This window comes from Ruthenibacterium sp. (genome assembly GCF_017421385.1).
Taxonomy (GTDB): Bacteria; Bacillota; Clostridia; order Oscillospirales; family Ruminococcaceae; genus Ruthenibacterium; species Ruthenibacterium lactatiformans.
The window spans coordinates 1-8821 of record NZ_JAFOIN010000076.1; the positions used below are offsets into that span (position 1 = coordinate 1).

An 8821-nucleotide genomic window follows, 5' to 3' on the forward strand; every position below is an offset into this window, starting at 1 on the left:
CCACCCGCGCCGCCGCAGGCCCGCCGCTGCAAGCGCCGGCACCCCGGCTGTCCCGGTCAAGATCATGCCGTTGGGCGGTCTGGGCGAGGTTGGCAAGAACATCACTCTGTACGAGTGTCAGGGCGATATGATCCTCGTGGACTGCGGCATCGTGTTCCCGGACAGCGACATGTTCGGGGTGGACCTTGTCATTCCGGATTTCACCTATGTTGTCCAGAATAAGGACCGCATCAAGGGCGTTGTTATCACGCACGGCCATGAAGACCACATCGGCGGCCTGCCCTACCTGCTCAAAGAGGTCAATCTGCCCATTTATGCCACGCGCCTTACCATCGGGCTCATCACCAACAAGCTGGAAGAACACGGGCTGGTGCGCAGCACGAAAATGGTGGAGATCGCTCCGCACCAGAAGTTCAAGCTGGGCTGTTTCACCGTGGAGCCCATCCACGTGAACCACTCCATCCCCGACGCGGTGGCCCTGGCCATCACATGCCCTGCGGGAACCATCATCCAGACGGGCGATTTTAAAATCGACTACACGCCTATTTCCGGCGGCCCGACGGATCTTGTCACCATTGCCGAATACGGCGAGCACGGCGTTTTGGCCCTGTTGTCGGATTCCACCAACGCCGAGCGTCCGGGCTTCACGGCCACCGAACAGAAGGTGGGCGCCAGCATGGAGGCCCTGTTCAGCCGCGCGGGCAAAAAGCGCATCATCATCGCCACGTTCGCCTCGAACCTGTACCGCGTGCAGCAGCTCATCGACCTTGCCGTAAAGGCAGGCCGAAAGGTGGCCGTGTCGGGCCGCAGCATGGTGAACAACACTCAGATGGCGCTGGAGCTGGGCTATCTGCACGCTCCGGAGACTGTTCTCATCGATATTGAGGACATCAACAAATATCCGCCGGAGAAGATCGTGCTCATCACCACAGGCAGCCAGGGGGAACCGCTCAGCGCGCTGTCCCGCATGGCTGCTGCCAGTCACCGCAACGTGCGTGTGGGCGAGGGCGATTTTATCATCATCTCGGCAAACCCTATTCCGGGCAACGAGAAAATGGTGACGAAGGTCGTCAACGGCCTTTTGAAGCTGGGGGCCGAGGTCATCTACGAATCCATGTATGACGTGCATGTTTCGGGCCACGCCTGCCAAGAGGAGCAGAAGCTGATGCTCACGCTGGCAAAGCCCCAGTTCTTCCTGCCTGTGCACGGCGAATACAAGCATCTGAAAAAGCACGCCCAGACGGCTGCTGCCGTAGGCATTCCGGAAAAGAATATTTATATCGGTGAGAACGGCGACTGTGTGGTACTCTCCGCCGACGGCCTTACCGTGGGCGAGCCGGTGCCCGCAGGTGCGGTGATGGTGGACGGCCTGGGCGTGGGCGACGTAGGCAACGTGGTCCTGCGGGACCGCCGTCACCTCTCTGAGGACGGCCTTGTTATCGTTGTGGCTACCATTGACGCCCGCACGGGCGAAGTATTGGCCGGACCGGACCTTGTGTCCCGCGGGTTCGTCTATGTGCGTGAGAGCGAAAAGCTGCTGGACGACGCCCGCGACCAGGTGCGCGATGTGCTGGGCCGCATGAGTGCGGCGGACAAGCGCGATTTCGGCAGCGTCAAAACGCGTATCCGCGAGACGGTGTCCGCCTTTTTGTACCGCAAGACAAAGCGCAGCCCCATGATTCTGCCCATTTTGATGGAGGTATGAGGCGCGCCGCAGCGGCGGCGCCTGAGAAAAGAGGAGGCACGGCATGAAAAAACGATTTGCGGCGCTTGACGCGACCGTCATCATCCTGTCCGCGGCCTGCATCGCGCTGTGCGTTGCGCTGGCGCTGGTGAAGCCCACTTACCTTGTTTTTGTCGTGGGCGTGCTGCTCGTTGTGGGCATCGTGGTCGGGCTGAACATCCGCTGGTTCCGGCACAGGCTGGCGCGTCTGCTGCACGGCGCTTCGGATGCATCCAGCGCGGCGCAGGGAAGTTTTGCCGCCATGAGCGTCCCGGTCGTTATCCTCACAGGCGGCAGCGTGGCGTGGTACAACGATGCGTTCCGTGACGATGTAATGGGCGGCAGGGACGTGTGCCTGCTGCCCATGTCGAAGGTGGTCCCGGCGTTCATGCCGGCGCTGGCGAAAGAAAAGACGGGCCAGAACATCGAGTTCGGCGGCCAGCGTTATTCCGTGTACGGCAGCGGCGTGGAGGCGGGCGACGGCCTGTTCGTGGCCTATTTTGTCAACAATACCACGCTCAAGCGGCAGGCGGGAGAGTATCTTGCCACACGCCCTGCGGTGATGCTCATTGCCGTGGATACCTACGACGAGATCCTCAAGGAAATGAAAGAGAGCGACCGCGCCCGCGTAGCGGGTGAGATCGATCTGGCGCTGGAACAGTTCATCGGGGCCACCACAGGCTTTCTGCGGCGCATCAGCGCCTCGCGGTATATCGCTGTGGTGGAAGAGCGCCATATGCAGGAGATCGTTAAAAACCGCTTTTCCATCCTGGATAAAGTGCGCGAGATCGGCGAAGAGGCGGGCACCGTGACGCTCTCCATCGGCGTAGGGCGGCTGGCCGCCACACTGCGCGAGGGCGAAGCCATGGCTGTGCAGGCGCTGGATATGGCGCTGGGACGCGGCGGCGACCAGGCCGCCGTCAAAAGTGCCGAGGGCTTTGAGTTCTACGGCGGTGTGTCCCGCAGTGTGGAAAAGCGCAGCAAGGTGAAAAGTCGCATCATCGCCTCCGCCATCAAGGATCTGATGGCACAGAGCGAAAGCGTGCTGATCATGGGCCACCGCGCGTCCGATTTGGACGCTTTGGGTTCCGCCGTCGGTATGCTGCGCTTTGCGAAGCTGTGCGGCAAACCCGCCGCCGTGGTGGTCAACGAGCGCCAGAGCCTCGCGGCAAACCTCATTGAGGAATTCCGCCGCGCTGGCTGCGGGGATGATTTTATCGAACCGGACGAAGCGGAAAAATGCATTGATAAAAACACGCTGCTGGTGATCGTGGATACGCATTTGAAGGCCATTTTGGAAAGTCCGGAACTGTACAGGGCGGCAAAAACCGTAGTCGTTATCGACCACCACCGAAAATGTGTGGGCCACATTGACGACAGTGTAGTATTCTATCACGAACCTTATGCTTCCAGCGCATCCGAGCTGGTGAGCGAGCTGCTCCAGTACATCGACATGACCAAGGAGAACCGCCTTACACCGCTGGAAGCGCAGGCACTGCTGGCAGGCATCATGCTGGACACGCGCAATTTCTCGCTGCACACGGGCGTGCGCACGTTCGAGGCAGCCGCTTACTTACGGCGCATGGGCGCGCAGACGCAGGCAGTGAAGAAACTGTTCAATTCGTCGTTTGAAAGTTATGCCTACAAGGCGCAGCTTGTCACGGACGCGGAAATCTATATGGGCTGTGCCGTCGTGTTTTCCGACAGCGTGCCCGCGGAGCTCAGCGTCGTAGTGCCCCAGGCCGCCAACGACCTGCTTACCATCAACGGTGTGGAGGCCAGCTTTGTGGCGGTGGATAACGGCGCGCAGGTGTCGGTGTCCGCCCGCAGTATGGGCGATGTGAACGTGCAGGTCATTATGGAAAAGCTGGGCGGCGGAGGCCATTTGACAATGGCGGGCGCGCAGCTGCGAAATGTATCGCTGGAAGAGGCAAAGCGCCGGCTGCTGGACGCAATCTCTGAATACCGCGAAAGCCAGCGGACGGAGAAGCAGAAGAACAGCTGAATGCAAAACGGTATGCCCGGCGCGCGGTTTCTCCGTGCGCCGGATGTATTTTCCGGGCAAACCGCTTGCCTTTCCCGCACAAAATTGGTATAGTTGTTTCGGTTGCAAAAATATCCGGCCCGCGTTTTCTCCGCCGTGAGCAGAGGGGGCGCGGGGCCTGCAATACACACAGGGAGGTCTGCACCATGAAGGTAGTGCTCAAACAGGACGTAAAGTCCATCGGCAAGAAAGACGAGCTGCACGAGGTATCGGACGGCTACGCCCGCAATTATCTGCTGCCCCGCGGCCTTGCCGTGGCCGCCGACGCGGCGGCCGTCAACGAGGTAAGGACAAAAGCGGCGGCCAGCGAGCATCATGCAGCGGAGGAGCTGGCCAACGCGCAGGCGCTGGCCAAAAAGCTGAATGGGCAAATCGTCGCCATCAAGGCCAAGGCGGGCCAGGGCGGGCGCCTGTTCGGCTCCGTCACCTCCAAGGACATCGCCGCCGCGCTCACACAGAAAGTGGGCGAGCCGGTGGATAAGCGCAAGATCGTATTGGACGGCGACATCAAAAACTTCGGTTCCTATGAGGTCGAGGTAAAGGTATATCCCAAGGTGACGGCGAAGCTGACCGTCAAGGTGGAGGAATAAGCGGCCGCGCGGCCGCAGGAGATTTTCGGAATACGGAAAGGAGGGCCCGCAATGCCCGCGAATAACCGCAGCGCTGTTTCCGGCGGGCTCAACCTGTCGCTGGAATCACTCGGCGTAAACCTGCCGTACAGCATGGAGGCCGAACAGGCTGTGCTGGGCGCGGCGATCCTGGACGCAGACATCATTCCCAAAATGGTGGAGACGCTGCGCCCGGAGATGTTTTATGCCCGCCAGAACGGCGAGATATTCTCCGAGATCGTGCGCCTGTTTACAGGCAGCGCGCCTGTGGATTTTGTCACGCTTCTGGCAGCGGTGCAGGATGCCGCTGTTTTTGAGACCGAGGACGCGGCCAAGGTCTACCTGACCCAGCTGGCTGAAACGGTGCCCTCGCTTTCGCATACGGACACCTATGTGAAGATCATCGCGGAAAAATACCGTGTGCGTCAGCTGATGAATGCGGCCAAGACCATTCTGGAGCAGACAGGAGAGGAAACAGACGCCGACCTGCTGCTGGAGAGCGCGGAACAGAAAATTTATGAAATTCGCTCGGGACGCGATTCCACGGCGCTCACGCCCATCAGCAGCGTCATCATCGACACCTATGCTCATCTGCAGGAGATCTCCGGTCCCAATAAAGATAAATATCTGGGCATTCCCACAGGCTTTAATTATCTGGACACCATGCTCACGGGCTTGGGCCGTTCGGACCTGATCATCCTCGCGGCCCGTCCCGGTATGGGCAAAACCTCTTTTGCTCTGAACATCGCGACCAACGTGGCGAAAAAGCAGAATGTGCCCGTGGCCGTGTTCAGCCTTGAAATGACAAAGGACCAGCTCGTCAGCCGCATCCTCTCCAGCGAGGCGGCCATCGACAGCCAGGCCTTCCGCACCGGCGGGCTTTCCACGGCGGACTGGGAGGACCTGGCCCGCGCGTCCGAGGTGCTGGCCAAGACCCATATTTATCTGGACGATACGTCGAACATCACCATCCCGGAGATGAAGGCGAAGATCCGCCGCATCAATCAGGACCCGGCGCGCCCGGACATCGGGCTGCTCATCATCGACTATCTGCAGCTTATGAGCACGGGCAAGCGCACGGAGAACCGCGTGCAGGAGATCAGTGAGATCACCCGTAACCTGAAAATCATGGCAAAAGAGCTGAATGTGCCGGTCATTGCACTGAGCCAGCTTTCCCGAAGCGCGGAGAAGAACCGCACAGACCACCGCCCGGTGCTGAGCGACCTTCGAGATTCCGGTTCCATCGAGCAGGACGCGGACGTGGTGCTGTTTTTGTACCGCGACGCCTATTACGACAACGGCGAGGAAACCGACGCCACCACAGCCGAATGCATCGTAGCAAAAAACCGCCACGGCGAGGTGGGGAAGGTGGACCTAGGCTGGGACGGCGCGCACACCCGATTCACCAACGTGGACTATGCCCATGGATGAGTTTGAAGCCCGCGCCGGGGCCTATATTTCCCAACATCAAATGCTGCAAAAAGGGGATACTGTTATCGTGGCGCTCTCCGGCGGGGCGGATTCGATGGCATTATTCCATTTTTTGTTTTCCGTGCAGAATGTGTGGGGGCTGCGCCTGCGCGCGGCTCATGTGAACCACGGCCTGCGCGGCGCTGCCGCAGACGGGGACGCCGCCTTTGTGCGCGCCCAGTGTGCGGCGCGGGGTGTTCCGCTGGATGAGACGCTGCTCTCGCCGCCTGAAAACGCGGGCGAGGAGTGGGGCCGGCAGGAACGGTACGCTTTTTTTGCACGGTTGGCACAGGCGCACGGCGCGAAGGTCGCAACGGCGCACACCTGCTCCGACAATGCCGAAACGGTGCTGTTCAATCTGGCCCGCGGCAGCGCGGCCCGCGGAGCCGCGGGCATCCCGCCTGTGCGCGGGCCGTATGTGCGCCCGTTGCTGTGGGCGCAGCGGGCGGATGTCCTGGCTTATTTGGCGCGCTGCGGCGTGCCGCATGTGACGGACGCCACCAATGATACGGACGCATACGCCCGCAACCGCATCCGCCACGGCGTGCTGCCCGCTCTGGAGCGCGCGCACCCGGGCGCCGCGCGCAGCATAACGCGTTTTGCCGCCGAGATGTCCGCGGTGGCGGATTATCTGGAGGAACAGGCTGGAGCGCTGCTGGAACAGGCGTGCGTGCCCCGAGCTGTGTATTTGCCGGGAAATATCCCGGACGCTTACTGTGCGCAGACGCTGGCTGCGGCGCCCGCGGCCGTGCGGCATACGGCGCTGGCCCGGCTCATCGCGGCCGCAGCGCCGCAGCAGAAAATGAGCCTTGTTCCCGAGGCGGACGCGCTTTTGGCAAAAGGCGAGGGTGCGGTGCAGCTCTGTGAGGGCGTATGGCTTTCCATACGGCAGGGCCTGCTGGCCGTAGGTCCCCGGCCGGAACCGCCGCGCGGAGAGGCCGGAAGCTGGCGGCAGCCGTTTGCGCCGGGTGTTTTTGCCGCGCCGGGCGGGCTTTTGGTAGAGGTTCAGCTGGTCAATTATGAAAAAATGGTTAATTCTGAGAAAGATGTGAGAAACCTCTTAAAATTTTGCGCGGATTATGGTAAAATACAGGATAATCCGTGTTTCCGTACACGCCGCCCGGGCGATATGTTCCGCCCCGCGGGACGCGGTGTGACAAAACCGTTGAAAAAGCTGTTTTCGGAACAAAGGGTGCCTTCCGCGGCGCGTGACGCCCTGCCGGTGCTCGCCAGCGGAGGCACAGTCTTATGGGCGGCGGGCTTCGGTTTTGCCGAAGGCCTGGCCCCGGATGAATTTACAAAAACCGCTGTGACGGTCACGGCACGGCAGATGGAGGAAGTAACATGAACGATAATATGAAAGAGGACGTCCTGCGCGTCCTGCTCAGCGAGGATGAGATCCGCGAAAAGGTGCGGGAGCTGGGCGGCAAGATCACGGCGGATTACAAAAACAGCAACCTGATGCTGGTGACGGTGCTGAAGGGCGCCGTGGTGTTTCTGGCGGATCTGATGCGTCAGATCGACGTGCCTGCCGAGATCGATTTCATGGTTGTGTCCAGCTATGGCTCCGGGGTCAAATCCAGCGGCGTCGTGAAGATCGTAAAGGATCTGGACGTCCCCCTTGCAGGCAAGGATATTCTGATCGTTGAGGATATCCTGGACTCCGGCCTCACGCTCAGCTATATCAAGGAGCTGCTGGAGAGCAGGGGGCCGCGCTCCATCCGCATCGCCACGCTGCTGGATAAACCCAGCCGCCGCAAGGTTGACCTGCAGGCGGATTACATCGGCTTCTCGGTGCCGGACGAGTTCGTCATCGGCTACGGGCTGGATTACGATGAAAAATACCGCAATCTGCCGTACATCGGCATTCTGAAACCCGAGGTCTATTCCGTATAAGCGGACGGCCCGGCGCACCGCGGCGGTGCGAGCGTATTTAAGGCAGGCGCGCCGAAGAAGCCTCCTTCAGGAGTGAAACTGATTTGAATAAAAACCGGAAAAGCACAAGCGGGCTGATGATCATCGCCCTGCTGGGCCTCATCATCATGGCGTTCATCCTGTTCAGCACAGGCGGCGATACCCAGACGATGAAATATTCAGAGGTCATTGATTATTTTGAACAGGGCAAAGTGTCCGAGTTCGTGCTCAATATGAAAAACGGGGCCATGCAGCTTACGCTGACGGAGGAGGCCACGCAGGAGCTGCTGGAGCAGCAGCCGGGCATGACTCTCGGCGGCCAGCAAACGGGCGCTCTGGGCGGCCTGTGGGGCGGTTCGTCATCGGGCGCCGCTTCGGACACGGCAAAACAGGCTGTGCTCACCTATACGCTGCCGTATGCGGGCGAACTGCTGGACAAGGATAATTTGCAGCGCTACCGCGAGATCTATGCCGAAAAGAATGGCGGTGCGGAACTGAAGATGGACCTGCTGCCCGCCACGGAAACGCCGGTCTGGCTGACGATGCTGCCGATGCTGCTGATCTCCGTTCTGCTGATGGCAGGCTTCTACTATTTCATGTACAAGCAGTCCGGCGGGGGCGGCGCGATGAATGTAGGCCGGGCCAAGGTAAAGGACCAGGCCGAGCAGGGCCGTAAGGCCACATTTAAGGACGTGGCCGGTGCAGACGAGGAAAAAGAAGAGCTGCAGGAGATTGTCGAGTTCCTCAAAAATCAGACGAAATTCAACACGCTGGGCGCGCGCATCCCGCACGGCGTGCTGCTGGTGGGCCCTCCGGGCACTGGTAAAACACTTCTGGCCCGCGCCTGTGCGGGCGAGGCGGGCGTGCCGTTCTATTCCATCTCCGGCTCTGACTTTGTGGAGATGTATGTGGGCGTGGGCGCGTCCCGTGTGCGTGACCTTTTCGATAAGGCGAAAAAGACTGCGCCCTGTATCGTGTTCATTGATGAGATCGACGCAGTGGGCCGCCAGCGCGGCGCAGGGCTGGGCGGCGGACACGACGAGCGTGAGCAGACGCTGAACC

The 8821-nt window shown here is 60.6% G+C and carries 7 protein-coding genes; all 7 read left to right on the forward strand.

The genetic code is table 11. The features are described from left to right. Positions 1-1705: ribonuclease J (locus IIY41_RS08150; protein WP_287400320.1), on the forward strand; the 1705-nt coding region annotated here is incomplete at its 5' end. A 43-nt stretch (positions 1706-1748) separates the two neighbouring features. Beyond that, positions 1749-3728, forward strand: coding sequence for a DHH family phosphoesterase (locus IIY41_RS08155; protein ID WP_058723274.1), 1980 nt, complete (start codon positions 1749-1751; stop codon positions 3726-3728). 185 nt (positions 3729-3913) lie between these two features. Then, positions 3914-4357 carry a 50S ribosomal protein L9 gene (gene rplI / locus IIY41_RS08160; protein ID WP_009325900.1) on the forward strand — a complete coding sequence of 148 codons (444 nt, stop codon included), beginning with the start codon at positions 3914-3916 and terminating at the stop codon, positions 4355-4357. Between the two features lie 51 nt (positions 4358-4408). Next, a complete protein-coding gene (dnaB, locus tag IIY41_RS08165; protein ID WP_009325899.1) occupies positions 4409-5806 on the forward strand; it encodes a replicative DNA helicase in 1398 nt (465 codons plus the stop codon). Further along, positions 5799-7193 (forward strand): tRNA lysidine(34) synthetase TilS, encoded by a 1395-nt coding sequence (gene tilS, locus IIY41_RS08170; protein ID WP_069971809.1) that lies wholly within the window; start codon positions 5799-5801, stop codon positions 7191-7193. The genes dnaB and tilS overlap by 8 nt, the downstream gene beginning before the upstream one ends. Further along, the gene (hpt, locus tag IIY41_RS08175; protein ID WP_009325897.1) at positions 7190-7741 is read left to right on the forward strand and encodes a hypoxanthine phosphoribosyltransferase; all 552 of its coding nucleotides are present in this window, start codon (positions 7190-7192) and stop codon (positions 7739-7741) included. The genes tilS and hpt overlap by 4 nt, the downstream gene beginning before the upstream one ends. Before the next feature lie 83 nt (positions 7742-7824). Further along, a partial coding sequence (locus tag IIY41_RS08180; protein ID WP_287400323.1) for an ATP-dependent metallopeptidase FtsH/Yme1/Tma family protein occupies positions 7825-8821 on the forward strand: 997 nt, incomplete at its 3' end.